At 72.0% G+C, this 23,666-nt stretch carries 20 protein-coding genes and 1 pseudogene; 10 read left to right on the top strand and 11 right to left on the bottom strand.

Going from position 1 to position 23,666, the window contains the following annotated elements:
* Nucleotides 1-79 precede the first annotated feature (79 nt).
* From ACG83_RS18560 to ACG83_RS18540, 5 genes are all read left to right on the top strand, one after another.
* Entirely contained in the window at nucleotides 80-595 is a 516-nt protein-coding gene (locus ACG83_RS18560; RefSeq protein WP_235498005.1) for a GNAT family N-acetyltransferase, read from the top strand.
* A gap of 283 nt (nucleotides 596-878) precedes the next feature.
* Nucleotides 879-1,565 (top strand): hypothetical protein, encoded by a 687-nt coding sequence (locus tag ACG83_RS18555; protein ID WP_235498004.1) that lies wholly within the window; start codon nucleotides 879-881, stop codon nucleotides 1,563-1,565.
* Nucleotides 1,566-1,689: 124 nt separating this feature from the next.
* A complete protein-coding gene (locus tag ACG83_RS18550) occupies nucleotides 1,690-2,487 on the top strand; it encodes a hypothetical protein (RefSeq protein ID WP_054567482.1) in 798 nt (265 codons plus the stop codon).
* A gap of 210 nt (nucleotides 2,488-2,697) precedes the next feature.
* The gene (locus ACG83_RS18545; protein ID WP_054567481.1) at nucleotides 2,698-3,267 is read left to right on the top strand and encodes a DUF6232 family protein; all 570 of its coding nucleotides are present in this window, start codon (nucleotides 2,698-2,700) and stop codon (nucleotides 3,265-3,267) included.
* A gap of 39 nt (nucleotides 3,268-3,306) precedes the next feature.
* On the top strand, nucleotides 3,307-3,657 hold the full coding sequence (locus ACG83_RS18540) for a hypothetical protein (protein ID WP_054567480.1): 351 nt from the start codon (nucleotides 3,307-3,309) through the stop codon (nucleotides 3,655-3,657).
* 64 nt (nucleotides 3,658-3,721) lie between these two features.
* Here ACG83_RS18540 and ACG83_RS18535 read toward each other — a convergent pair whose 3' ends face one another.
* Nucleotides 3,722-4,402, bottom strand: a complete 681-nt coding sequence (locus tag ACG83_RS18535) for a copper resistance CopC family protein (protein WP_161934772.1) — start codon at nucleotides 4,400-4,402, stop codon at nucleotides 3,722-3,724.
* A gap of 113 nt (nucleotides 4,403-4,515) precedes the next feature.
* Nucleotides 4,516-7,080, bottom strand: coding sequence for an MMPL family transporter (locus ACG83_RS18530; RefSeq protein WP_083473357.1), 2,565 nt, complete (start codon nucleotides 7,078-7,080; stop codon nucleotides 4,516-4,518).
* Nucleotides 7,081-7,599: 519 nt separating this feature from the next.
* Here ACG83_RS18530 and ACG83_RS18525 point away from each other — a divergent pair.
* On the top strand, nucleotides 7,600-9,246 hold the full coding sequence (locus tag ACG83_RS18525; RefSeq protein ID WP_054567893.1) for a dolichyl-phosphate-mannose--protein mannosyltransferase: 1,647 nt from the start codon (nucleotides 7,600-7,602) through the stop codon (nucleotides 9,244-9,246).
* Between the two features lie 42 nt (nucleotides 9,247-9,288).
* On the opposite strand, the gene ACG83_RS18520 is transcribed toward ACG83_RS18525, so the two are convergent.
* From ACG83_RS18520 to ACG83_RS18510, 3 genes are all read right to left on the bottom strand, one after another.
* Nucleotides 9,289-10,662, bottom strand: a complete 1,374-nt coding sequence (locus ACG83_RS18520) for an acyl-CoA synthetase (RefSeq protein WP_235498003.1) — start codon at nucleotides 10,660-10,662, stop codon at nucleotides 9,289-9,291.
* 38 nt (nucleotides 10,663-10,700) lie between these two features.
* Nucleotides 10,701-11,576, bottom strand: coding sequence for a sigma-70 family RNA polymerase sigma factor (locus ACG83_RS18515; protein ID WP_054567892.1), 876 nt, complete (start codon nucleotides 11,574-11,576; stop codon nucleotides 10,701-10,703).
* A gap of 95 nt (nucleotides 11,577-11,671) precedes the next feature.
* On the bottom strand, nucleotides 11,672-12,367 hold the full coding sequence (locus tag ACG83_RS18510; RefSeq protein WP_054567476.1) for an NAD(P)-dependent oxidoreductase: 696 nt from the start codon (nucleotides 12,365-12,367) through the stop codon (nucleotides 11,672-11,674).
* A gap of 275 nt (nucleotides 12,368-12,642) precedes the next feature.
* Between ACG83_RS18510 and ACG83_RS18505 the strand changes: the two genes are divergently transcribed.
* Nucleotides 12,643-14,202 carry an acyl-CoA synthetase gene (locus ACG83_RS18505; RefSeq protein WP_054567475.1) on the top strand — a complete coding sequence of 520 codons (1,560 nt, stop codon included), beginning with the start codon at nucleotides 12,643-12,645 and terminating at the stop codon, nucleotides 14,200-14,202.
* Between the two features lie 81 nt (nucleotides 14,203-14,283).
* Here the strand turns inward: ACG83_RS18505 and ACG83_RS18500 are convergent, their stop codons facing one another.
* Nucleotides 14,284-15,270: an LLM class flavin-dependent oxidoreductase gene (locus tag ACG83_RS18500; protein ID WP_054567474.1), complete on the bottom strand. Its 987-nt coding sequence runs from the start codon at nucleotides 15,268-15,270 to the stop codon at nucleotides 14,284-14,286.
* Between the two features lie 485 nt (nucleotides 15,271-15,755).
* Here ACG83_RS18500 and ACG83_RS18495 point away from each other — a divergent pair, with 485 nt between their 5' ends.
* The 3 genes and pseudogenes from ACG83_RS18495 to ACG83_RS18485 form a co-directional block, all read left to right on the top strand.
* On the top strand, nucleotides 15,756-16,982 hold the full coding sequence (locus ACG83_RS18495) for an FAD/NAD(P)-binding oxidoreductase (protein ID WP_054567473.1): 1,227 nt from the start codon (nucleotides 15,756-15,758) through the stop codon (nucleotides 16,980-16,982).
* A gap of 101 nt (nucleotides 16,983-17,083) precedes the next feature.
* Complete coding sequence (locus ACG83_RS18490; protein ID WP_235498002.1) at nucleotides 17,084-18,421, top strand: MFS transporter; 1,338 nt, start codon at nucleotides 17,084-17,086, stop codon at nucleotides 18,419-18,421.
* Between the two features lie 308 nt (nucleotides 18,422-18,729).
* A pseudogene (locus ACG83_RS18485) lies at nucleotides 18,730-19,551 on the top strand (glycosyltransferase); the annotation flags it as partial.
* A gap of 168 nt (nucleotides 19,552-19,719) precedes the next feature.
* On the opposite strand, the gene ACG83_RS18480 reads toward ACG83_RS18485, so the two are convergent.
* The 5 genes from ACG83_RS18480 to ACG83_RS18460 form a co-directional block, all read right to left on the bottom strand.
* Nucleotides 19,720-20,628 carry an alpha/beta hydrolase family protein gene (locus ACG83_RS18480; RefSeq protein WP_054567890.1) on the bottom strand — a complete coding sequence of 303 codons (909 nt, stop codon included), beginning with the start codon at nucleotides 20,626-20,628 and terminating at the stop codon, nucleotides 19,720-19,722.
* A 95-nt stretch (nucleotides 20,629-20,723) separates the two neighbouring features.
* On the bottom strand, nucleotides 20,724-21,047 hold the full coding sequence (locus ACG83_RS18475) for a helicase associated domain-containing protein (protein ID WP_054567472.1): 324 nt from the start codon (nucleotides 21,045-21,047) through the stop codon (nucleotides 20,724-20,726).
* 117 nt (nucleotides 21,048-21,164) lie between these two features.
* Nucleotides 21,165-22,298 (bottom strand): hypothetical protein, encoded by a 1,134-nt coding sequence (locus tag ACG83_RS18470; protein WP_054567471.1) that lies wholly within the window; start codon nucleotides 22,296-22,298, stop codon nucleotides 21,165-21,167.
* Complete coding sequence (locus tag ACG83_RS18465; protein ID WP_054567470.1) at nucleotides 22,291-22,752, bottom strand: heme-binding protein; 462 nt, start codon at nucleotides 22,750-22,752, stop codon at nucleotides 22,291-22,293. Before ACG83_RS18465 ends, ACG83_RS18470 begins: the two co-directional genes overlap by 8 nt.
* Complete coding sequence (locus ACG83_RS18460) at nucleotides 22,749-23,552, bottom strand: alpha/beta fold hydrolase (RefSeq protein WP_054567469.1); 804 nt, start codon at nucleotides 23,550-23,552, stop codon at nucleotides 22,749-22,751. Before ACG83_RS18460 ends, ACG83_RS18465 begins: the two co-directional genes overlap by 4 nt.
* Nucleotides 23,553-23,666: the final 114 nt, after the last annotated feature.

Genomic DNA, 23,666 nt, shown 5'->3' with positions numbered 1-23,666 from the left:
GAGACCGTGTGGGCCGGTTGTTGCCTGTGTCGCGGGGCGATGCCAGGAAACGATGGCGCGTCGGTTAACGTTCGCTGGCGTGGAGGATTCCCAGCGCCTGCGCGGCAGTGGGCCGCGCGCGCGGGCGGCGGCGGTGCGCTTCGAGGCCGTCGACCCGACATCACCGGCAGCGGTGTGGGCTGTCGGCCGTTACTTCGCGGAGATCGGGCGGCGGTTCGGCTTCGATCCTTCCGCCGAGCCGGATGACGGTGCGGCGTCGCTGGCGGCACCCGGGGGCTGTTTCGTCCTGGCTGTCAGTGCTGGGGCCGCCGTGGCGTGCGGTGGTGTGCGGACGATCGAGGACGGTGTCGGCGAGATCAAACGCATGTGGGTGGATGACGCCTGGCGCGGCGCGGGCCTGGGTTCCCGACTTCTGCTCCACCTGGAGCAGACCGCGCACGCCCTCGGTCACCACATCGTTCGGCTCGACTCCCACGAGTCCCTGACCGAGGCCATCGCGCTGTACGGGAAGGCCGGCTACCGTCCGATCGGCCGGTACAACGACAACCCGCACGCCACCCACTTCTTCGAACGGGTGCCCCGGCCTCGCCCCTGACCCGCCGGCCGGCCCTGCCACCCCGGACCCGCCGCGGGACACCGTGGCCGGCCTGCCCCGGGGTGTTTACCAGCTGACAAACGGACGATTTTCGGGCCGCGTGAACGATAGATACTCCGCTGTGGTTGAAAACCGGAGCGACCGGAATGACCGGCACCCGTACGCTGGCAGCACGGCTGCTCCGCGGTCTCCTCATCCAGGGCCGCCGGCCCCTGCCCGGCGCGACGAGCCCGACGGCCTCGTCTATGACCTGATTCGCTGGCCGGCGCGGCTGATCGCGCTGGTGATCGTCGTTCCGCTCCAGCTGCTGTGGCAGGGGCTCGTGCTGGTCGGCCGCGGGCTGCGCACGCTGCTGTGGACGTGGTTCCTGCGCCCGCTCCTGCTGGGCCTGAAACGGCTCCTCTGGGACTGGTTCCTGACCCCGCTCGGACGCCTGCTGTGGCGATGGGTGATCAATCCGGTCCGGTTGGCCTTGTTGTTCGTCTTCCACTACGCCATCGCGATCCCGCTGCGCTTTCTCGTCGCCTGGCTGGTGATCGTGCCGGCGCAGTGGCTGTGGCGGACCGTGCTGCGACCCGTGGTGCATGCGTTCGCCGGTGCCCTCCGGCTGGCCGGGAAGATCGCGGCGGCGGTGCTGACGGCGCTGGTGGTGGCGCCGGCGCGCTGGGTGTGGCGGGCCGTGGTCGTACCTGTGAGCCGGATCGTCGCCGAGGCCTGCCGGTTCGCGATGCGGGTGGCGAACGCGATCGGGCGTGGGATCGCCGCCGTCTTCCGGGTGATTGTGGTGGTCCCGACCGCCTTCGTGTGGCGAACGGTGGTCATCCCGGTGGCACGGGTGGCCGCCGCGGTGTGGCGCGTGACGGTGGTCGTGCCCGTCCGCTGGGTGAACCGGGTCCTCTGGCAGCCGGTAGCCAGAGCCGGCCGTGAGATCCGTGGCGCGCTGTTCGGTGGCCCGGCCGTCCGCCGGTGACCTGACGGCGACGAGCCGGGCCCGATCCGGATTCCCGAAGGTGGAGATCTGCCCGGTTGTCCGCCGATAGGCTGCCATCTGCCGACGTCGGCGCGTGAGGGGCCGGGCTGGGGGGCAGGCAGACGTGGACGCGGGAATTGTCGCCGCCCTCATCTCCTCCGTTGTCAGTGCCCTGGTGGCGGTGGCTGCGACGGTGTGGACCCATCGCCAGGGCGTCGAGATGGAACGCATCCGTTTCGAGCTGGACCGTTCCACCAGGGACAGCGAGAAACGCTCGGCGGCGAAGACCGAGCTGGACCGATACCGGGAGCCGCTGCTCGTCGCGGCGTTCGACCTCGGCACCCGTATCCACAGCATTCGGAAGAAGGAGTTCCTGTCGTATCTGAAGCCCACATCGAAGGAGCCGGATCGTCGTAGCCGGCTCGCACTGCTGGCCACGCTGTTCTGCATCGCGCGCTACTTCGGAACCCTGGAGATCGTGTACTCGCGGCTCGCGTTGCTGCGGTTCGAGAGCGCCGAGGACACCCGCGTCGTCGCCGCGCTGCTCGCCGACATCGGCGGGGCGTTCAGCAGCGACGAGTACGACCGCGTCGACACCTACCACTCCTCCCGGTTCATGCTGTGGCGGGAGGAGCAGCGGGCGATCGGCGAGCTGATGCGCGGCGGGCCGGGCAGTGCGTCCAACGAGTGCCTGGGATTCGCCTACTTCCATGACAACTACGAGGCCGTCTTCGCCGAGTGGTTCGATGCCTTCGCCGAGGCGTTGCAGTCGCCGGCGGCCGTGACCAGCGCCCGGCTCGCCCGGGTGCAGACCCTGCTCGCCCTCCTCGTCGGTCTGCTCGACGAGGAGGGTGCGTTCACCCTCACGGTCGGCGGTGAGCGGATCGCGCCGGACTGGGTCACCCCCACCGGTCTCGCCTGATCCAGTCAGGAGATTACCGGCCACGCTCGGATTTCTTCATTTCACGATGTGTGGTACGTTCTGCGCGGATCCGGTGACCAGGTACCTGCCGTCGCTGATCCCGACGTTTATCGGCCTCGCGCTCGTCAGTCGACGTTCCGGATGTCAGCTCACGGTGCGTTCGCCGATCGGCGTCCGCGTTATCAATAAGCCAGTACAGGCGGGGGCTGTATGGCAAAAAAGAATCAGATCTTCGAGATCGTGGTCGGCAAGCGGGCGCTCACGATCGGGCACGAGGTGTACCCGCTCGCCAACATCTCCCGGATTCAGACCCGGGAGCTGAAATGGTTCGGGAAGTACAGCACCTTCTACCCGCTCCGGCGGATGGCGTCACTCGCGGGAGGCGTCGCCCTGCTCGTGGTGGCGGTGATCGTGGGCCCACGCTACGCCGACCCTGACGGGGAGTACGCCCTCGAGGACATCGGCCGGCAGTTCGCGGTTCTCGTGCTCGTTCTGGCCGGCGCGGCCACTCTCTGGCTGAGCGGTGTCCTGATCTACCGGGTGTTTCTGCGGCGAACCTACTACCTGCTGCTGCTCGAAACCGCCGGTGCGCAGGCAGCCCTGCTGAACGGCACGGATCTCAAGGAGATCATGCGCATTCGTAACGCGCTCGTCGCCGCCATCGAGGATCCACCGGCATCCGCGTACAACATCGAGGTCCACGGCGATGTTTTTGCTGGCGACAAATTCACCGGGCGGGGCTACAACGTCAACAAGAGTGGCCGAGGTGCCGGCCAGTGACAGGCGACCGGCCCGGTCCGGGCGCAGGGCGGGGGAACGATGGGTGACGTCTTCTCCGGTGACAAGTTCACCGGCCAGGGCTACACGGTCAACAAGGCCGGTCGTGACATCAACCAGGTGGTCAGCAGTCACCAGGCCGGCTCCGCCGCACAGCTCGACGCGGCGGTGGGCGAGCTGCGCGCCCTCATCGCCCAGCTGATCCGGGACAGGGCGGTCACTCCGGACGGAGAGGTCGTCGCCGACCCGGCGGCGGTCATCGCGGCGGTGCGGGACAACCCGAGCCGGCTTCAGGAGCTCGGTGCCGCCGTGGCGGGCGGGGCCAAGGACGCGGTTCTGTCGATCGTCCAGGGCGGCGTGGCCGCGATGGTGGTCGCGCTGCTCGGCCGGTAGCGGATGCGGGTGCCCGCACCCGCCGCGCCCGGCCTCGGGTCGACCCGAGACCGGGCGCGGCCGGTCAGCGTGCGGTGCCGCGGCGGCGGATCAGCTGGACGGCTGCGGCGGCGGCGAGCAGCAGTGCCGCGACGGAGATCACCGCGATGATCCACCACACCGCGTTGCTGTCGGACGACGACGGCGGCGCGGACGGCTCGATCCGCACCGTGGGTGTGGGGGAGCCCGCTGCCAGGGCGGCCGGGGATGCCGGGGACGAGCTGCCGGCGGCCTGCGCCGGGCCGGCCAGCGGCGACGCGGAGGTGGGCGCTGGGCTGGGCGCGGCGACCGTGAAGGGGAACTGCCCGTTGATCGCATGGCCGTCGGCGGAGACCACGGTCCAGGCCACCTGGTAGCCGCCACCGGTGAGCCCGGAGACCGGCACCGTCACGGTCCTGTCCACGGCGGACAGGGCACCGACCGCAGCCGGTGCCCCACCGTCACCGGTCACGGTGATGCTGGAACCGTCGCCTCGGACCGTCCCGCTGAAGGTCAGTGAGATCGCGCCGGGTGCGGCGTCGAGGGTCGCTCCCGCGGCCGGATCGGACGAGGTCAGCGCGGTGTGGGCGGACGCTGGCGAGCCCAGCAGAGCCACCAGGACCGCGGTCAGGGCGACGACCGGGGCGGCTCGGCGCAGGGCTGCCCTGCGCGGGACCGTCCCGCGTGGGGAGGCGCCGGGCAGGGGCAGATTCGATCTTCTGTGCACCGCTCGCATGCTATGGGCCCACGTCGGCGACGCCGCGGGGTTCTGCCCTGGCGGGTCGTCGTGCTCTCCCGGGGAATCCGCACCCGACCTCCCTGGGGGCTGGGTGCAGGGCTTCATCGCCGTCCGTCGCGCGGGACGCGGACCTCATGGAAGTAGAGCGTGCCGTTCCCGTGCTGAGCGGTCAGATCGGAGTGGGCCGGCGTGCGCGGTCTGGGTGGCACCCCGGACCTGAGACCCGGAGTCCTGGTTCGGTGGCCGTTCCAGTTCTCGTTGCCGCCGGGATCGCCGGCGCGGCCGACGAGAAGCGGGGTGGTGGGTACTGTCTGCCGCTCGACGCTTCCCTCGATTCCCTCGACGGTCACCGGATTCGCCCTGCGTGCCCTTCGTGGTCTGTCCGTCCTGCCTGCGGTGTGCGCGTCCTGACGGCTGGGCCTCGACGCGTTCTCGGCGTGTGACAGCCGGAACAGGTGCGCGATCGCCGGCAGTGCGGCCACGCGCAGGACGAGGGCGTCCACCGCGACACCTGCGGCCAGGCCGAAGCCCATCATTTTCAATGTCCGCGGGGGCTGCGCCGCGATCGCGACGGCCACCAGGAGCATGACCATGTTCATGGTGAGGACGACATGCCCGAGCTCTGCGTGCCCGCGTGCGATGCCGTCCCGGGCACTGCGGATGATGCTCCTGCGGCCGCCGGCGCGCTCCCGCGGGCGGTCCTGGCCGTTGCCGGAAGGCCCGCCTGCGGATCGGTCGCTCGCGGCACGGTTCTGCTCGCGAAGCCGCCCGAGCAGGACGAGGTTCATCCCGGGGGCCAGGCCGAGCACCGCCACGAACACCGGAACGAGGACGAAGGGCTCGACCGGGCTCACCATCACACCGAGCCTCTCGGCGAAACGCTCGTTCTGGAAGAGGATCGTCAGGACGCCGCCCGCGGCCTGGACCGACAGGGTCGCGGACAGGCCGAGGAGGGCGGCCAGCACCGCCGACCGTGACACCACGAACGCCACCAGCGCGACGGTGAGCAGGACGATGCACAGCAGTGCGACCACGCTGCCCCGGAAGCCCGCCGCGGCGTCGTCGAACAGGGCGGTCGGACCACCGACGTCCGCGGTTGTCGCCGTGTCGCGCAGGACTGCCGGGAGAACCTCCGTGCGCAGCTGGCGGATCAGCGCGCTGGCCTCCTCCGACCGCGGGCCCGGCTGGGGGAGGACCCGGATGACGGCCAGCCCTTTGGCGGTGTCCTCCAGCATGACGGCCGCGTTCCGCACCCCGGGAGCCGCGGTGAGCGCGGCGGCGACATCCGCGGAGGTGACGGATCTCGCGGCCGGGCGGGCCTTCGCCGGCGCCTGCCGCACGGCCACCAGGACCGGCCCGTTCAGCCCGGGGAAGAAGCCCTCGCTGACAAGGTCGTACGCCCGTCGCGACGTCGTCGACGTCGGCTCGGCACCCGAGTCGCCACCGCCCAGGCGGATGCTGCTGGCCTGGACCGTCAGCCCCACGAGCAGCACCCCGGCGACCACCGCGACCGGGGCCGGGTATCGGCCGACCTGGGCGGCCCACCACGATCGCAGGCCGGGTCGGCGCCCGAGGCCGGCTCCGGCCACGGACAGGAAGCGCCGCTCGGTCCAGCCGAGCAGCCGCGCGCCGGCCAGCCCGAGCAGCGCGGGCAGCAGGGTGAGTACGACGAGGATGGTGATCGTGCCCACGGCGGCGGCGGCGAGCGCGATGCCACGGAAGCCGCTGAGCCCGACGATGCTCACCACCGCCATGGCCACCGTCAGGCTCAGCCCCCCGACTGCCAGCGCCGCGCCCGAGGTGGCGGTGGCGGTCTCGGCGGCCTGGATGCCGTCCTCACCGCGCAGCAGGGCTGACTGGGCTCGGTAGACGATGACCACCGCGCCGCCCAGGCAGATGCCGAACGCCAGGAGGCCGGCGACCATCGGAGCAAACGGGGTCATGACCACCGTGTGCGCCAGCTTCGCGGTCGCCGCGACCGCGAGCGTGGCGGCCACCGCTCCTGACACAAGACAGATGAGCAGCCCGGACGGGGAGCGGACCGCGGCGATGACGAGTAGCAGGCCCGCGAGCAGGGCGAAGATCAGCGGAGTGGTCGAGATGCCGGCGGTCTCGATCGCCGTGATGCCTGGCCCGGACATCTCGACCTGGAACTGCGGGTCGTCGTAGGCCAGTGCGAGGTCCTGCACGCGCCGTACCGCGGCCAGGTCGGGTGCGAGGGCGGTGCCCTTCAGCACGACGGAGATCATCGCGGTCCGCCGGTCGGCGCTGATCGGGGTGACCCCGACGGTGGCCGGCCCGAGCGGTCCGCTCGGATCCGCGACGAGGGCGACTCCCGGCAGCTTGCCGACCTGTGCGATGAGCAGGGTCATCCGGTCGCGCGCCATGCGGTCGTCGAGGGTGCCCTCCCGGGCCCGGACCACGATCGTCTCGACATCGGGTAACTGGCCACCCGGCGAGATCGCCGTCACGTTGGTCAGCGCGCGGTCGGATTCCGAGCCCGTCGGCGCCACCTGCTGGGTGTACTGGGCGCCGGCACCGCGCACGTAGAGGGCCGCCGACGCGAGGACGATGATCCAGGCGACCAGCAGGAACCCGCGGTGACGTGCGCAGCCGCGCGCGAGCCTGCCCACCGCACCGGCGAGTGAACTGTCCAGAAATGCCACTGGCGCACCCTAAAAGGACGTAGTTAAGTCGTATAACTCATTTGGCTCGCGGGGACCTCCTCGAACGCGCTTCGTCGAACGCGCTTCGTCGAACGTGCCGACGCGACCGCGAAGGAAGGCGACCGGACAGGTCATTCCCCACCAGCAGGGACCATCGCGGAGGCGCCGGGGTGTCGGGGCCTCACCGGTGAGTGGTGACTACCGCTACCAGACCAGATCCCCACACGGCCGGATGATCCGCGCAAAACGGACGATAAGTCGGTCGCACGGATGAAACAAGTGAGATGGAATGCAGTTAAGTCCGTCCGTTGCCTGAAATCTCACGAGGATGCCCGAAAGTGCCCTCGGTTGGGTGCTTTACTGCCGTGCCGTGGACACCGCCGTCAGAGCGGGGAGGCCGGCGTGGTGCTGCCGGCGACCTGCGCCGCGCCGGCGGGTCCGCGCCGGCGGCCATGGGGACAGGGCGGGAAACGCCCTGTCAGCAGGCACAGGCTCACGACCTAGGCTGAGCGCGTGAGCGTGACCGCACTGACGACGGCTGACCCCTCCGCGCCAGAACCCGGCCAGACCGCGCGGGCCGTCGCCGCGTCGGCCGGCACGCTGCGCGCCCGGCTCTGCCCGCCGATGCCCGCCGACCGGGTACTGGGCTGGGCCGCCGCGCTCGCCGTCACCCTGCTCGCGGGGATCCTGCGGTTCTGGCGGCTGACCGAGCCGAAGGGCATCTACTTCGACGAGGTCTACTACACCAAGGACGCCTGGGGCCTGATGACCCACGGCTACGAGGTGGACAGCAACACCTGCTCCGGTCCCGCCTTCGTGGTGCACCCGCCGCTGGGCAAGTGGTTCATGGCGGCTTCGGAGAAGCTCTTCGGCTATCAGGACTGTGCCGGCGCGGTGCACGGCAGCCCCGAGCTCGGCTGGCGGTTCGCCTCCGCGTTCTTCGGCACGCTCGCGGTGCTGGTCTTCACCCGGCTCGCCCGCCGGATGTTCCGCTCCACCCTGCTGGGCTGTTTCGCCGGCCTGCTGATGACCCTCGACGGACTCGAGTTCGTCCAGAGCCGGATCGGCATCCTCGACATCTTCCTGATGACGGGGCTGGTGCTCGCGCTGGCCTGTCTCGTCCTCGACCGTGACCACGGCCGCACCAGGCTCGTCGACCGGCTCACGCGCACCGAGAGCACCGACGGCACTGAGAGCATCGACGGCACCGAGAGCATCGACAGCGGTGTGGGAGCTGTGGGAGGAGGCGCCGACGCCCGGTACGGGCCGCGGCTCGGCTGGCGGCCCTGGCGGCTCGCCGCCGGTCTGTGTCTGGGTGCGTCCATGGGCGTGAAGTGGAGCGCCCTCTACACCCTGGTCGGGTTCGCCGCGCTCGCGCTGGCCTGGGACATCGGTGCCCGCCGCACGGCGGGCTTCCCGGCGCCGGTCCGCGGTGCGCTGCGGCGGGACCTGCCCGCCTGGTTCGGCTGCTACATCGCCGTGCCGATCGTGACGTTCCTCTCCACCTGGACGGGCTGGTTCCTCACCGACGGCGGGTACGACCGGCACAGGTACGGCGACGGTTTCGTCGCCGCCTGGCGCGGCTGGTGGTCCTACCAGCAGGCGATCCTCGAGTTCCACGAACACCTGTCCGCCCGGCACGTCGCGCAGTCCACGCCGATGAGCTGGCTGGTGATGGGCCGGCCGGTGGCCTACGACTACGAGGGCCCGAAGTTCGGCGAGCAGGGCTGCCGGGCGGTCGAGGGCTGCGCCCGGGAGGTGCTGGCGCTGGGCAACCCGGCCGTCTGGTGGGTCGGGACGGCCGCACTGGTCGCGATGATCGCCCTGTGGGTCGCCCGCCGTGACTGGCGGGCCGCCCTCGTACTGGTCAGCTTCGGGACGTCCTTCCTGCCCTGGCTGGCCTTCCCCAACCGCACGATGTTCTTCTTCTACGCCCTGCCGCTGCTGCCGTTCATGATCCTGGGGATCACCGCCTGCGCGGGCCTGGTGCTCGGCCCGCGCGAGGCCTCCGACACCCGCCGCCTCGTCGGGGCACTGATCTTCGGCGTGTACCTGATCGCCGTCGTGCTGCTGTTCGCCTACTACTACCCGATCCTGGCCTGGGAGACGATTCCGCTGGACGACTGGCGCGACCGCATCTGGTTCCCCGCCTGGATCGTCGCCTGAACCCGCGAACCGTGCGGAACCGGCCGGTGCGGAACCGGCCGGTCAGGTGAGCAGCTTCTTCTGGACCTTGCCCAGGGGGTTACGCGGCAGCGAGGTGACGAAGCGGACCTCCCGCGGGCGCTTGTGCGGGGCGAGGGTCGTGGCGACATGGTCGACGAGCACCGCGGCGTCGACGGTCTCGTGCGGGACGACGAACGCGACGACCCGCTGGCCGAGATCGTCGTCGGGAACGCCGATGACGGCGGTCTCGGCGACCGCGGGATGGGCGAGCAGCGCGTTCTCGATCTCCCCGGCCCCGATCTTGTAGCCGCCGGACTTGATGAGGTCGGTGCTCTGGCGGCCGACGATGCGCAGCTGGCCGTCCGGCTCGAACAGGCCGAGGTCGCCGGTGGCGAACCACCCGTCGGGCGTCAGCGCCGCCGCGGTCGCGGCCGGGTTGCCGAGATACCCGGAGAACACGTTCGGGCCGCGGACCTCGACCGGCCCGAACTCGTCGGTGCCGGTGATCCGGACCTCGACGCCCTGCAGCGGTGCGCCGACGAGACCCGGCCGGCGATCGCCGTCGGCGCGGGCGGCGGTGTTGATCAGGGTCTCGGTCAGCCCGTAGCGTTCGGCCACCCGCTGCCCGGCCAGCGCGACGAGCCGCTCGAACACCGGCACGGGCAGCGCCGCCGAGCCGGAGACGAGCAGCCGGGCGGACGAGAAGGCCGCCGGCTCCGGCACCCGTGACCACATGGTCGGCACCGCGAAGTACAGCGTCCCGCCCGGGGTCGGCGCGAACCGCCCGGTGTGGTGCAGCGCGGACCCGAGGCGCAGCGGGCCGAGCGTCCCGAGCACGAGCCCGTGCACGTGGAACAGCGGCAGGGCGTGCCCGAGGACGTCCTCGGGTGTCCAGGCCCAGGCCTGCGCCAGCGCGTCGATGTTCGCCGCGATGGCGCGGCGCGGGATGACCGCGCCCTTCGGCGGCCCGGTGGTTCCCGAGGTGTAGATGATCAGGGCGGGTGACTCGTCCCCGCCCGGCCCGCCCGGCAGGTCCGCCGCTCCCGCCGCGCCGGCCGCTCCCGCCGCGCCGGCCGCCGGTTCGGGCTCCGCCGGCAGCGCGGCGCGGGCCGTGAGGTCGACCTGGTCGAGGACCAGGTCGGGGGCGCTGTCCTGCAGGACGTACGCCCGTTCGGTCTCGCCGGCCTGCGGGTTGACCGTGACCACGGTGACCCCGGCCTCGACGGCGCCGGCGATCGCGACCACCGTCTCCAGCGTCGGGGTGGCCACCACGGCTACCCGCCGCAGGCCGCGCACCCGCTGCGCGACGGCACCCACCGCGCCCGCGAGATCATCTCCTTCCAGGGAGACATCCGACATCTGGACCCTGGCCTCGCCTCGGCGCAACGCGGTAAGCACGCCTTCATTGTCGGGCACGCAGGCCGACCCGGGCGCCGGACTCGGGTCTTCGGGGCTCAGGAGCCCGTCGCGATGTGCAGCGCGGCGAGCCGCCCGGGGTCGAGCAGGAGGTCGATCTCGACGATGCGCCCGCCGGTGACCGTGACGCCCGCGACGGCGAGCACACCTTCCGCCGACGCGGCGAGCACACCGGCCGCGCCGTTGACGAGGGCGGTGCTGCACAGCCGGGCGAACCGGATGGCGTGGGTGGTGATGTGGCCGGCGACGTCGGTGGCACCGGCGAGCACCGTGGGGCCGACCCAGGGCCGCGAGCCGGGGTCGACCCGCAGGACGATCGCGGGATCGAGCAGGGTCAGCAGCCGCTCGAAGTCGCCGGTGCGGGCGGCGGCGAGAAAGGCGTCGACGACCTTTCGCTGCAGGGCCAGGTCGGCGTCGGGCGTGGTGACGGTGCCACGCAGCCGGCGCCGGGCCCGGCTGGCGAGCTGCCGGGTGGCCTCGGGGCTGCGTTCGACGATCGGGGCGATCTCGGCGAACGGCACGCCGAACATGTCGTGGAGCACGACGGCGAGGCGCTCGGCCGGTTCGAGGCTGTCGAGCACGACGAGCAGGGCGAGCCCGACGGAGTCCGCGAGCAGGCTGGCCTGTTCGGGGTCGAGGCTCTCGCCGGTGCTCACGACCGGCTCGGGCAGCGTGCTGCCCATGAGGCTCTCCCGGCGGGCGGTGCGGGCCCGGAGCATGTCGATGCAGACCCGCCCGACGAGCGTCACCAGCCAGCCGCTGATGTTGTCGATCACCGTGCTGTCGGCGCGGATCGAGCGGATCCACGCCTCCTGCAGCGCGTCGTCGGCCTCGGTGAGCGAACCGAGCATCCGGTAGGCCACCGCCCGCAGCCGGGCGCGATGCCGGTCGAACTGCTCGGCGAACCAGAGCATGTCATCGTGCTCCGGGGAGGCCCCGCCGCTCACGGCCGGGAGGGATTCGCCAGTCAACGCTTGTTCCTTCCGTCGTCGGTCGGGTTGGCGGTGGCTCAGCCGCGGGAGAAGGCCTCGCGGCGCATCATGCCCAGCAGGGTCGGGGCGCCCTCGGTGGTGTTGACCGCGACGCACCTGCCGACCCACTTGTCGTCGCCGGCCAGGGCGAGCATGCTCGCGGCGAGGTCGGCGCGGCTGGTGAAGATCCGGTCGGAGTGGTCCTCCTGTAGCTCGTAGGCGGTCGGTTCGGGGGCGTCGAACAGGCCCCCGGGGCGCAGCACCGTCCAGTCCAGGCCGCTGGTGCGCAGGAACTCCTCCATGGCCCGCATGTCGCGGTAGGTGGTCCGCCCCATCGTCGCGGTGAGGAGCGGCTGCATCACCCGGTTCAGCAGGAATCCGCCGTCGGCGTGCCGGGTCGGGTAGGCGGCCGACGAGCTCACCGCGACCACCCGCCGCACACCGTGGCGCCGCATCGCCGTCGCGATGTTGTCGATGCCCTCGCTGTAGACCGTGATCTCGCGGCGGCCGAACGGCACACCCAGGGTGGAGAGCACGGCGTCCGCCCCGCCGACGATCCTGGTGACGGCCGCCCGATCGTGGACGTCCGCCTCGGCGACGAGCAACCGCGGATCGCTCAGGGGGAACCGGGCGGCGTCGCGGGTCACCGCCACCACGTCGTGCCCGGCGTCGACCGCCTGCTGGCACAGCACCCGGCCGGTGCCGCCGTTCGCTCCGAACACCACGTATCGCATGCCGCCGCTCCTCGCGCCTCGCTTCGGGAGACGCCGGGACGTCCCACGCCCGGCGGTGCGCCCCGAGCGCGGCGCACACAGAGGAGTCGAAGCCCGCGGCCCGGATGTGACCGGGCCCGGATGCGACCGGGCGCCGATATGACCGGGCGCCGATATGACCGGGGGAGGAGCCGGCCGGCCCGGAGGTGACGGGTGCGGGCAAGGGGTGGGCCGGTGCTCCGGTGGACGGCGACAATGGCAGCGGGGGAGATCACGATGTGGAGGAGAATGAGTCGATGTATCCCGGAACGTTCGCTGCGAGGTTCGCCGACAAACCGGCTGTGATCATCGCGGAGACGGGGGAGCGGCTCACCTACCGTGAGCTCGAGGACAATTCACTACGTTTAGCCCGGTGTCTCTACGACGCGGGCTTCCGGCGGGGCGACCATGTCGCGCTGCTGGCGGACAACACTCCGCAGGCCTACGAGGTGTACTGGGCGGCGGTGCGTTCGGGCTTCTACATCACCGCGGTCAACTGGCATCTCGCGGTGCCCGAGATCAGCTACATCGTGAACGACTGCGGGGCGCGGGTACTGATCGCCTCGGCCGCCCTGCGGGACATCGCGGCCACCGTCGTCAGGGACACGCCCGCCGTGGATGTCCGGCTGATGTTCGGTGCGCAGGCGCAGGCGCAGGCGCAGCCGCAGCCGAGCGGATCCCTTCCGGGCGGCTTCGGCTCCTACGAGGCCGCGCTGGCGGGCGCCTCGCCGGAGCCGTTGCCGGCGCAGCCCCGCGGGGCCGACATGCTGTACTCGTCGGGCACCACCGGCCGGCCGAAGGGGATCAAGAAGCCGTTGCCGAAACGGCAGGTCGACGAGCCGGGCGACCTCTACACCGAGCTTCTCCCGCGGATGTACGGCTTCGACGCCGACACCGTGTACCTGTCTCCCGCGCCGGTCTACCACGCGGCGCCCCTGCGGTACTCCACCGTCATCCACGCGGTCGGCGGAACCGTCGTCCTGATGCGCGGTTTCGACGCGCAGGCCGCGCTGGCCGCCATCGAACGCCACCGGGTCACGCACAGCCAGTGGGTGCCCACGATGTTCGTCCGAATGCTGAAGCTGCCAGCCGAGGCGCGGGAACAGTACGACCTGTCGAGCCATCGGGTCGCCGTGCACGCCGCGGCACCGTGCCCCGTCACGGTGAAACAGGCGATGATCGACTGGTGGGGCCCGATCCTCCACGAGTACTACGCCGCCACCGAGGCCATCGGCACGACGCTCGCCAGCAGCGAGGAATGGCTGCACCGGCCGGGAACGGTGGGGAAGGCGACGCTCGGCATCCTGCACATCTGCGCGGATGACGGTACGCCGCTGCCGCCGGGCGAGACCGGGACCGTGTACTTCGAACGCCACGACCCGCTGTTCGAATACCACAACGACCCGGAGAAGACGGCCCAGGCACGGCATCCGGACCATCCGACCTGGAACACGACAGGTGACATCGGGTATCTCGACGCCGACGGCTATCTCTACCTCACCGACCGGAAGGTGTTCCTCATCATCTCCGGCGGCGTGAACATCTATCCGCAGGAGATCGAGGACAGTCTCGTCCTGCATCCCAAGGTGTTCGACGTCGCCGTCGTCGGAATGCCCGACGAGGAGATGGGTGAATCCGTCCGGGCGGTGGTGCAGCCCGCCGTGGGCGTCACGCCGGGGCCCGGCCTCGCGGCCGAGCTGACGGAGTTCCTGCGCGGGCGGATCGCCTCCTACAAGATCCCGCGCAGGTTCGACTTCGTGACCGAGCTGCCGCGTACACCGACCGGCAAGATGGCCAAGAAGGCGCTGCGCGGCTGATCCGCTCCGTCGGCAGCTGGGCGCGGAGGCTGAGCGGCGCACACCGAGCGGTGCACGCTGTGTTCGGCCTCCGCGCCTGGCTCAGGCGAGGGCGGGCATCACCCTGTCGACGACGATCCGCAGGTAACGCCACGCGATCTCGGGGGGCAGGCCGCCCACCAGCGGGTGCAGGTTGATCGTCTGCCCGCCGCGGGCCAGTTCGACCGCCTCCTCGACGGTCATGACGCGGTGGCTGCGGTTCTCGGCCCGCAGCTCGTCCACCGTCGTCGCGAAGGAGAGGCTGGCGGTGGTGGTGTCGGTGCGCTGATCAGCCTCGTTCCAGCTGGCGTAGCTGACCGCGTCGTGCAGCAGGTGCGGGCCGATCTCCGCCCACGCCCGGTCGACGTCCTCGGCGACGAACACGGTGGTCGGCAGGTCCGGCGGCGGCAGGAAAGCGAAGCCGGGCTGGTGGCCCGCCGCCTGGGCGGCCTGCTCGTAGGCCTGCTGCAGGCCGGGGGCAGCCTTCTGGGCGAAGAAGCCGAGGCCGTGGCGGCCGGCGCGGCGGGCCGCCACGGCACTGGCGCCACCCCAGAAGACCGTCGGGCCGCCCGCGGTCACCGGCCGCGGGGTGACCTGCAGCAGACGTCCCTCATGCTCGAACGGCTCGCCGGACTTCGCCCGCAGCAGCAGCCGCAGCTTCTCCTCGGCGATCTTGCCACGGCGGGCGAAGTCGACCCCGAACAGCTCGTACTCGGCCGGCCGGTAACCGACAGCCGCGACATAGGAGATCCGGCCGTTGCTCAGGATGTCGAGCACCACCATCTGCTCGGCGAGCCGGATCGGGTCGTAGAGCGGCAGCACCAGCGCCGCGACGAAGATCGGTAAGGTGGTGGTCCGGGCAGCCAGCGCCGCGCAGAGCGTGAGCGGTGCGGGCAGGTAGCCGTCGGGCGACGAGTGGTGCTCGCAGACCGTGACCGCGAGGCATCCCCGGGATTCGCCCCAGGCAGCCATCTCCAACGCGGTCTGGTACAGCTGCGGGGCCGGGGCGCCGATGGCCGGCGCGCGCAGGTCGAAACGCATCGTGAACACTGGGGCTCCCTGTGGGCTTGACGCGTCCAGAGGTCGGTCGAGGGGCGGAGCTGGTCGAGGCCGGACCAGGAAGATCGGATAATACATACAATCAGTGACCCTGGTAACTGCGGTGGTCCCGTCGGAGTGGTCCGGGTGCTGCCGGGTCGGTGCTCGGTCCGACGTCACGCTCGGAGATCACCAGTCGTCGCCCTCCCGGGACGGGCGGTCGGCCGTGCGGGCACCCCTGGGTGTGGCGACCCGGTTTGCCGAGTCGCAAGTGTGAACGATCTTGGTCGTTCCAACGACCAAGATCCTTCTTGCTTGCGGGTCGCCAGCTGATCTATGCCCCTTTTGGCCGCTGAGTCGTCCGGCCCGTCCGGGTGCCTTGTCCGCCACTACGGCGGGCGCATGGCGTCGCTGTGCGCATCCGGAACATAGCGTCGGACCGTGCGAGTGGACGGGCAGGGGAGCGACTCGGTACCCGCGGGATCGGGAGGTCCACCATGAGTGGCAGCACAGGCAGGCACCGAGTACTGATCGTCGGCGGCGGGACGGCGGGAATCACGGTCGCGGCGCGGCTGCGCCGGGCGGGCGTCACGGACGTCGCACTGATCGAACCGTCGAACACGCACTACTACCAGCCCATGTGGACCCTGGTCGGCGGCGGCCGGGCCCCGGTGGAGCCCACCGCCCGACCGGAGCAGGACGTCCTGCCGCGCGGTGTGCGCTGGTACCGCGACGCGGCCGTCGAGATCGACCCCGACGCGCACACGGTCGGGCTCGCCGGCGGCGGTCGGGTGGCCTACGACTTCCTGGTGGTGGCGCCCGGGCTGCAGCTGCGCTGGGACGCCGTCCCCGGGCTGGAGCGGACGCTGGGCCGCGGCGGGGTGTCCAGCAACTACAGCTACGACTTCGCCCCGGCGACCTGGAACTTCATCCGCAACCTGCGGTCGGGGACGGCCGTGTTCACGATGCCGTCGACGCCGGTCAAGTGCGGCGGGGCGCCGATGAAGATCGCCTTCCTGGCGGCCGACTACTGGCATCGGACCGGTGTCGCCCGCGACATCAGGATCGTCCTCGCCTTCGGTGCGTCCGCGCTGTTCCGGGTCGCGGCGTACCTGCCGGCGCTGGAGGCCGCCGTCGAGCGCTACGGCCTGGACCTGCGGCTTTCCACCGAGCTGGTGGAGGTCCGTCCCGAGCGCCGCCAGGCCGTCCTGCACGAGCTGGCCGCGGGCCCGACCGGAGGCACCGGCGGCATGACCGAGCTGGACTACGACTTCATGCATGTCACCCCGCCGCAGCAGGCCCCGGACTGGATCAGGTCCGGTCCGCTCGCGGGAGCGGACGACCCCGGCGGCTACGTCACCGTCGACCCGGCGACGCTGCGGCACACCCGCTACCCGGACGTGTTCGCGCTCGGTGACGTCGCGGGCCTGCCGACGTCCAAGACCGGTGCGGCGATCCGCAAGCAGGCACCGGTGGTCGTGGCGAACCTGCTGGCCCTGCTCGACGGCCGCGAGCCGCGGGCCCGCTACGACGGCTACACGGCCTGCCCGATCGTGACCGCCCGCGACCGGATGGTGCTCGCCGAGTTCGACTACGCGCTGCAGCCGCGACCCAGCATCCCGATGATCGACACCACCCGGGCACGCCGCGACATGTACCTGCTCAAGCGCTACGGCCTGCCGGCCTTCTACTGGAACCTGATGCTGCGCGGCCTCGGCTCGTGAGCGCGCGGGCAGTTCACGAGATTCCGGTAACGGGGGCCGGATCAGGGCTTCCCAGGCGGATCAAGGTTTTCCGGTAGGTATCTCGGTGTCAAAGTAGGTCGGTGAAGGACACTTCCGACCGGCGGGTGCTGGCCCGGGCGAGGGCCGCGACGATGGTGACCCACTTCGTGCTGGCACTGGTCCTCGCCGCGTGGGCGCCGCGCATCCCCCAGGTCCGCAGCGACCTCGGCCTCTCCGACGGTGAGCTGGGCCTGGCCCTGCTCGGCGGTCCGGTGGGTGCGCTGGCCACGCTGTGGGCCGCCGGCGCCCTCGTCAGGCGGCTGGGCAGCCGGCGGATGGTCGTCGCCTCGCTCGGCGGCTACTGCGTCGCGGGCACGTTGCTGGCGGTGGTGTCCGGAGTGGCGTCGCTGTTCGCGGTGCTCGCGGTGTGGTGCGCGCTCAGCGGGGCGCTCGATATCGCGAGCAACGCGCAGGCGGCCATGATCGAGGAGCTGTTCGGCCGGCGGATCATGATGACGGTGCACGCGGCCTGGACGGGAGGCGCGCTCGTCGGAGCGGGCCTCGGTGCGGGCGCCGCGGCGCTCGATCTTCCGCTCGGCCTGCAGACGGCCCTGCTGGGCGCGGCCGGGCTCGCCGCCGCCCTGCCCGCGACCCGCTGGATGCTGGACGGCGACCACGCTGTCGCGGCACCTCGCGCCTCGCCGCGCGGGCACCGCCGATCGGCGGAGCTCCGGGCTTCGGTGCGGTGGGTGGTGCCGTTCGTCCCGCTCTGCGTGGTCGCGTTCGCGAGCTTCCTCGGCGAGGGGATCGCGGCGGACTGGAGCGCGGTCTACCTGACGGACGTGACCGGTGCGTCGCCCGGCCTGGCCGGGGTGGGCCTGGTCGCCTACATGACCTGCATGCTGGGCGTACGGCTGGTGGGTGACCGGGTGGTGGAGGCCCACGGCGTCCGGCGGACGATCCGGCCGCTGGCGCTGGCCGCGGGGGTCGTGTTCGCCTGCGCCCTCGTCCTCGGCGGGACGGCGGCGGGCACCGCGCTGGGGATCGTCGGCTTCGCCGTGCTCGGCGCCGGCCTCGCCTGTGTGGTACCGGCGGCGTTCTCCGAGGCGGGACGTCGGGCGACCCGCGCCGGGGCACCCGCCGGGCCGGCGATCGCACTGGTCGGGTCGCTGGGCTATGCGGGCTGGCTCGCGGGGCCGCCGCTGATCGGCGGCGTGGCCGAGCTCGTCGGCCTGCGTACGACCATGTGGGCGGTGGTCGGGCTCACCTGCGCCATCGCGGCGCTCACCGGTGTCCTCGCCACGGCCAGCTCGCCCACGCCGCCCGATTCGCTCGCGCGGCCCGATTCGCCCGTGCCGCCCGGCCCCGATTCGCCCGTGCCGCCGCCGACCACGGCGAGCCTGCCGCCCGCGACGACGTCGGCGTCCGCCGCGGGTTAGCCGGGAGGGGCTGCTGGACAGGCGGTTCGGCCCCCCTCCGACCTGGCATCGGCCTATCTCACAGTCGTCGCACAGGGACAGCACAGCGGTGCCGAAGGCTCGGCGCCGACGGTGGACCCATGACATCCTCACTGTTCGTCGGGGCACCGGTCGCCGGGGTGCCGGCCGCGCGTCGCCACAACGGCGGGGCCTCGAACACCGACGGGACGCTCCCGGCCCCGGACGTCGGCTCCACGCCCGCGGTGACGACGGCCGGGGCCACGGTTGTCGGGGCCACGGCTGTCGGGGCCACGGTTGCCGGGGCGGCGGTGGCAGCCCTTGGGACGGCGCTTGCGGCACCGGGCGGGGAGGGGCTCGCCCCGGTGCTCGACCTGGTCGTTCCCGTGTACAACGAGGAGCGGGATCTCGCTCCGGGCGTGCGGCGGCTGCACACCTATCTGAGCGCGACCTTCCCCTACCCGTTCCGCATCACGATCGCGGACAACGCCAGCACCGACACGACCCTGGCCACGGCACAGCGACTCGCCGCCGAACTGCCCGGTGTCGCCGTGACGCACCTTGACGCCAAGGGCCGCGGCCGGGCACTGCGCACGGTGTGGGCGGCCTCCGACGCGGCGGTGCTCGCCTACTGCGACGTCGACCTGTCCACCGATCTCGCCGCGCTGCTCCCGCTGCTCGCGCCGCTGCTGTCAGGCCATTCGGAGCTGGCGATCGGCAGCCGGCTGGCCCGCGGCTCGCGGGTGGTGCGCGGTCCGAAGCGGGAGGTCATCTCCCGCTGTTACAACCTGCTGCTGCGTGCGACGCTGCGGGTGCACTTCACCGACGCGCAGTGCGGCTTCAAGGCCATCCGGGCCGACGTCGCCGCCGCGCTGCTGCCCCACGTGGCCGACAACGGATGGTTCTTCGACACCGAGCTGCTGGTCCTGGCGGAGCGGTGCGGGATGCGCATCCACGAGACGACCGTCGACTGGATCGACGATCCGGACAGCCGGGTCGACATCGTCTCGACCGCCCTCGCCGACCTGCGCGGGATCCGGCGGATCCGGCGCGAGATCGCCCGGGGAACGGTGCCGTTGGCGCAGCTGCGCGCGATCTTCGGCCGGGAGCGGCTGTCCGCCCGGCCGGCCCGGCCCGTCGTGCCCGCGTGCTGAACGGCATCGATCCCCGCACCTGCGGCCCCGACGGCGACGCCCGGCCAACTGACTCCTCGGCCTGCTCGGTGCTCCCACCACCGAGCAGGCCGAGGCCGCCGGGGCGGATCGTGGCTCCGCTCGACGTGGGTGTCCCAGCCGCGGCGGTCAGGCGGTGCGGGCCAGCGCCGCACCGACGAAGGTCAGCTGGGCCGGCGTGACGGAACGCCAGTAGCTGGGAGTGTGGCCGCCGGGCCCGAAGTTCCGTTCCTGCGCCCGCAGCGTCACAGCGGCCTCGCGGGAGACGCTGATGAAGGGATCCGACTCGCCGCAGTCGATCCGGTAGGCCACGCCGGGGGCGGGCGCGGTTCCCAGCACCGGGTGGGCGGCGAAGTCGGCCTTCGAGTCGAACGCGCCGGGGGCGCTGGCACCGTAGGAATGCCACATCGCCGGGCTGCTCGCGGCCACGGCGACGACCCGCTCGGGGTGGCGGTGCGCGAGCAGCAACCCGCCGTAACCGCCCATCGACCAGCCCGTCACCGCGATCCGGCTGGTACGCAGACCCAGCTGGTCGAGCCGCGGCAGGACCTCGTCGAGGATCATGGTCTCCGGGTCGTCGCCGGAGGCCCGGCGATGCCAGTACGTCTCGCCGCCGTCCAGGGTGACGAGCGCGAACGGTGCCGCCCCGGCCGCGAGCACCGTGCCGAGCTGGGCTTCCAGCCCGAGCAGGGAGACGGCCCGCGCAGCGTCGTCACCGCGCCCATGCAGGACGAGGCAGACCCCCAGTCCGTCCGCGACGCGCGGCGCGACCACCGCCATGCCGACCTCACGGCCCCGCGCGGCGCTCGCGAACCTCGTCCGACGCACCTCGACCGGACCACGGGTCGCCGCGGCGCCGGGCGTGGACGTGGAAAGCGAAGCAGGTGGCGAAACGGGCGTGGCCGCAGTGCCGACCGAGCGTGGGGAGTCACTGACGACGAGGCCGTGGGAGGGCTGGGAATCCGTCCCGCAGGCTGTGGGAAGACCACCGGCCGCGGTGATGGTCGCGATCAGCAGCGCACGCCTGCTTGGGCCCATGCTGCGGATGTTCTCATCACGCGGCGGACCACCGCGACCACGGTGCGGTGGTCCGCCGTTGCGCCGTTGCGCCGGTTCCTCGGTGCGCGGCCCGTTCAGCGTTGCGTGGCCGGCTCCCACTGCCAGCCGGGGATCCGTTCCAGCGCGGACCGTCGCGCCGGTGGGAGCCGATCCTCCAGGTGCGCCACGCGCTGACCGGCGACCCAGGTCGCGAGGGGGAAGCCGCTCGGGTCCAGCTGACCGTCCGGGACCCGGGTGTGGCCGTGGTTGTGGCTGAACTCGCGCAGTGCCGCCAGGCCGAGGCGGAACTCGTCCTCATCGGCCTGGACCTGCGCGTCGGACAGCTGCTGGACGCTGTGTTCCAGCCGCTCGCGGCGCCGGGCGCGATCCGCGGCGGCGATCTGCGGTTCGTTGTTCACAGTGCTGACCTTCCTGCCGGCAGCTTCTGCCGAACACTCTCCTCTCCATGCATGCCCGCTGTTCGACAGGTCGCACGCGCCCGGCGGAGACGAGATCCGGCCCCGCCGGGCGGGCGGTCAGAGCTCGTTGCCCCAGAAGTAGCGGGCGACCATCTCGACCCGCTGCAGCTTCGCGCGCTGGTGGGCCGCGTCCAGCGGCACGGCCGTGGCGTGGAACCCGCCGTTCGTCGAGATCGCGATGTCGTCGACGTCGATCAGGTCGGCCGCGTCGTCGATCCGGCCGACCAGTTCGTCGACGGGCTCCAGCTCCGGGTCGTCGACGTCGACGATGCCGAGTGACATCACCAGCCCGGCGGGCAGCTGCCCGAGCGGGAAACGCTCCGCGGGTGCCGCCGGGTATTCGACGCACAGCCGGCCGAATCCCAGGCCGCCCAGGAACCGCTCGACGGCAGCCGGGTCGTAGCCACCGCCGACCGCACCGGCGGTGGTGATGTCGAGGCCGACACGGAACTCCGCCGGTGTCTCCAGGCCGGCGAGGACCTGGGCGTCGACCTGCGACATCCGTTCGATGGTCGAGTCCGGATCGATGCCGCGCGACCGGGCCTGCGACCGCCCCTGCTCGGTGAGCAGGAAGGTGTACGCGGGGTTGGTCAGCAGGACGTAACGGATGCCGTCGGCGGCCAGGGCGGCGATCTCCGCGCCCAGGATCCGCGCGAGATCCGCACCGACCTGCTCGACCTGCTCGACCCGCCCGGCCGTCCCGGATGTCCCGCCCTGCCCGGCTTCACCGCCGGTGACGGCGACGCCTCCGGACAGCTCGGCGAGGAAGCCCGGGGACGGTAGCGCCACCAGCGTCGGGCGGTCGGTGCCGGACAGCAGATAGTCGGCCTCGTGCTTGGCCAGCCGGCCCTGCCCGACCGGGCGATCGGTCAGCCCGCGGACCTCCGGCGCGTGTGCGATGCCGACGAGGTCGGCGAACGCGCCGCCGGGCAGCGGCCTGTCGGCGAACCCGGCGACCCCGTCGTAGACGACGGACAGATGGTTGCGCCGGCGGAACTCCCCGTCGCTGAGCGCGGCCAGGCCCAGCCGGCGCTGGGCGAGCAGCGCCTGGCTGATCGCGGTCTCCTCGGCGGCCAGCAGCGCCGCACCGTCGACGGCTCCGCGCAGCTGTGCCGCCCGGGTCTCGACCAGCTCGGCCGGTGGCAGCAGGCTCGCGTGGTGGTCGATGTGGTACTTGAAGTCGTCAGCCATGTCCGTTCGCCTCCCGGCGTGCCCCGGCCCAGGCCGGGAAGTCGACGGCGAAGCCGGCGGCCGCGACGACGGCTTCGCAGATCTGCTGGTCCTCGTCTGGACTGCCGCCGGAGATGCCGATCCCGCCGAGGATCGCGCCGTCCCGCTTGAGCGTGTAGCCACCCTTGGTGGCGACGATGGGGTGCTGTCCCATCCGTCCCACCTGGGTGAAGAAGACCGGGTCGGACTGGCGCCAGTTCTCCAGCATCTCGGTCGGCCGCTGCATGACGGCCGCCGAGTAGGCCTTCGACAGGGCGATGGCCGGCGTCATGGGCCGGGCGCCGTCCATCCGCTCCACCAGAACGGTGAAGCCGCCGTAGTCGACGACGGCGATGCTCAGCGCCTTGCCCAGTTCGAGCGCGCGCTCCCGGGCGTCGTCCACGAGGGTCCGGGCAGCACTGAACAGCAGGGTCATGCCGACGCTCCAGCGGTCGTGAGTTCCGTGGCGTACGCCTTTTCCAGGAAGCGGATGAGGGCGGCGTTGAACAGGTCGGGCGCCTCCCAGTACATCGAGTGCGGCGCGGCCGGGACGAGTTCCAGCGTCGCGCTCGGGAGAAGTGCCGCCGCGGCGCGGACGGTGTCCGGGCGCAGCACCGCGTCGTTCTCCCCGGCGAGGAAACAGAGCGGAATGCCGGAGCCGGCGAGCTCGGCGACGGTCGGGCCGTCGGTGTTGAGATTGCGAAGATCCGCCATCTTCGCGGTGTTGAAGGTGCCCATCTGCCGGAACAGGAACGTCTTCTCCTGCTCGTCGGCCTGGAAGCGGGGAGTGAGCAGCCGGTCCAGGACGGGCAGCTTCACCGCCTCGGCCCGGTCGGCCTGGACCCGTGCGGCCAGGTCGGGATGGTCGATGCCGCCGAGCGAGTGCGCGAGCACCACGCCGGCGGCGAGGCCGGGCTGGCGCAGCGCGGCCCGCAGCGCCGCCGCGGCCCCGATGGACTGCCCGACCAGCACCGCGCGCTCCACCCCGGAGTCGACGAGAACGGCGGTGATGTCATCGGGGAACGCCCGGCTGTCGAACTCGTCCATGGTGGAGTCCGAACGGCCGAAACCGCGCAGGTCGAGGGTGATGACGGTGAACCGGTCGCGCAGCACGGGAACCTGCTGCCACCAGGCGGCGTGGTGCCCGCCCGAACCGTGCACGAACAGGACGGCCGGGCCGCTGCCGTGCACCTCGTAGTAGATCCCGGTGCCGTCCGAGGACGTCGTGGTGGGCATGGGTCACGCTCCCTTGGCGGCGGAGTCGGCGGAGTCGGCGATGAAGGCGGGTGCGGCCGCGGGGGTGGGTGCGGGTGCGGCGGCCTGGCGGGGCGGCGCTCCGCCACCGGCCCC

It is taken from the genome of Frankia sp. R43 (genome assembly GCF_001306465.1).
Taxonomy (GTDB): domain Bacteria; phylum Actinomycetota; class Actinomycetes; order Frankiales; family Frankiaceae; genus Parafrankia; species Parafrankia irregularis.
This window is presented reverse-complemented; position numbering and strand designations above follow the sequence as displayed.